Here is a 1,847-nt window from a genome sequence, read left to right on the forward strand (position 1 = left end):
GATATCAAGATCCCCGTCGAAGGGTACGAACTGAAAAGGATTAATCAGATATGTCTGACCTCCACCCAAGCGGGCAGAGAGCGCATTGAAAACTATCTTCATGGAAAACCTTTTGCTCAATCTGAATTAGCGACTATTTTTATCAAGCCAGGATTGGAACATCAGAATATTCCACAAATGAAGACTACGATCGTACGTTCCGTTTTGATGCTGGAGCCACGCTGAGCGAATTTTCTGACAATCGAAATAGCCCTCACTCCTGATTCGCTTCTCAGCCAGCAAGTCCTCTGCCCACTCTCTCAGTGGTCCACGCACCATTGCGCCAGTGGAATAGAGAAGCCCGCCTTTGGCCTATCGAAGAACGAGGTAGGTACGTATCTCTTAAGCAGTTCGCGAAGCGGCCACTTCCCGACGCCACTTTTGATCAACTGCTCTGAAGACAAAAAAACGCCAGTTCCGCGACTCGATGATCAAGCAAGGGTGCCCGGGCTTCGAGGCTCGCGCTCATGGCACCACGCTCGATATTTACGAGCAGATCATCCGGCAAGTACTGAGAAACATCCCACCTACGAATTTCTTCGATGTAATCGTCCATCGACTCCCAAGAGACGTCGCCCTGATCTTGACCGTCAACACCCAATACCACATTGTCTGCAGGTTGTCATTGCGACTACATTTACGCCAGAAAACCTTAACAACTAAAGCGCAAACAGCAATGAATTCCCGTCTCAACGAACGCGCGCAGGATACCGCATCATTGCCTCTGCTGAACACCAGAAACAAATTCCAATAAAATCAATGTTCAACTTACCGCCCCTGCTTCTGACCCTCAAGGCATAAGCAGACACAACACCGCCCCCCCCACAATCATTCCGACCAAGAATGAAACAACGCCAAAAATCGACAACTGAAGCTGTGGTGAAGAAAAACCTAAAAAGGAGATGACAACAAACTGCTGGTTTTCCAGCACGAAGAGCAGGCATGGAATTGATACAAACAACACAAACCCTGTGATCACGAATCGCTTGAAGCGGCTGCTGTCTCACCAACTAATCGTCACTGCAACCCTCCTCATCCTCATTCASCCGATCACGCAAYTCCTTRCCSRGCTTGAAATGCGGAACGAACTTGCCATCGAGRCTGAGACYGACCGGTTTTCGRATTGCGCCCCACCCTCGGGGAGCGATAGCGCAGAGAGAAACTGCCAAACCCACGGATCTCGATACGATCGCCGGTGGCCAGGCATTGGGACATTTGTTCAAGCAAGATCTTGATGGCCTGCTCCACATCCCTGGATGAGAGCAGCCCCTGACGGGTAACAATTCGCTCGATCAACTCCGACCTAGTCATAGCCCCCCCTTCTTTTTCAAGCAACCAGATCAGCGCTTCACAGCGCCTCAGCACACCCGGAGGATTTTGAACAGTGCAGCAGTTACCCCATCGTTCTCCTGCCAGGTATCTCGCCTGACCATCACTTACTTTCAGGCATAAGGCTAGCTGCAAATAAACGACTGATTCGACCAAGAAAGAGACAACCTGAGGAGCCCTGGATTTCATCAACAAACCCCGGCAGGCCAATATTCTGTTCAGCCCAGGTAAAATCCAGGCACAAAAAAGGGCGACCGAAGTCGCCCTTTTTTACAGAAAGCCAGAACTTAGTTCTGTTTTTCCATTTGTGCACGCAGCAGGTCACCCAGAGTGGTGGCCACAGGAGCGTCAGTAGCTACTGGCTTGTCGCGCAGGCTCTGGATTGCTTCTTTCTCGTCTTCAACGTCTTTCGACTTGATCGAGAGCTGAATTACACGGCTCTTGCGGTCAACGCTGATGATCTTGGATTCTACTTCTTC

2 protein-coding genes and 3 pseudogenes are annotated in these 1,847 nt (G+C 50.2%); 1 reads left to right on the forward strand and 4 read right to left on the reverse strand.

What is annotated here, in order from left to right; all coding sequences use genetic code 11:
• On the forward strand, nucleotides 1-225 hold a 225-nt coding region (locus tag AC1DVH_RS30440; protein WP_477756920.1), incomplete at its 5' end, for a hypothetical protein.
• Here AC1DVH_RS30440 and AC1DVH_RS30445 read toward each other — a convergent pair.
• From AC1DVH_RS30445 to rpsA, 4 genes and pseudogenes are all read right to left on the reverse strand, one after another.
• Nucleotides 127-443, reverse strand: a pseudogene (locus tag AC1DVH_RS30445) (asparagine synthase-related protein). The gene AC1DVH_RS30440 and the pseudogene AC1DVH_RS30445 overlap by 99 nt on opposite strands.
• Nucleotides 425-595 (reverse strand): asparagine synthase-related protein, encoded by a 171-nt coding sequence (locus tag AC1DVH_RS30450; protein ID WP_477756919.1) that lies wholly within the window; start codon nucleotides 593-595, stop codon nucleotides 425-427. Before AC1DVH_RS30450 ends, AC1DVH_RS30445 begins: the two are co-directional and overlap by 19 nt.
• Before the next feature lie 454 nt (nucleotides 596-1,049).
• Nucleotides 1,050-1,350, reverse strand: a pseudogene (ihfB, locus tag AC1DVH_RS30455) (integration host factor subunit beta).
• Nucleotides 1,351-1,655: 305 nt separating this feature from the next.
• A pseudogene (gene rpsA, locus AC1DVH_RS30460) lies at nucleotides 1,656-1,847 on the reverse strand (30S ribosomal protein S1); the annotation flags it as partial.

The organism is Pseudomonas sp. P4_C3 (assembly GCF_056402075.1).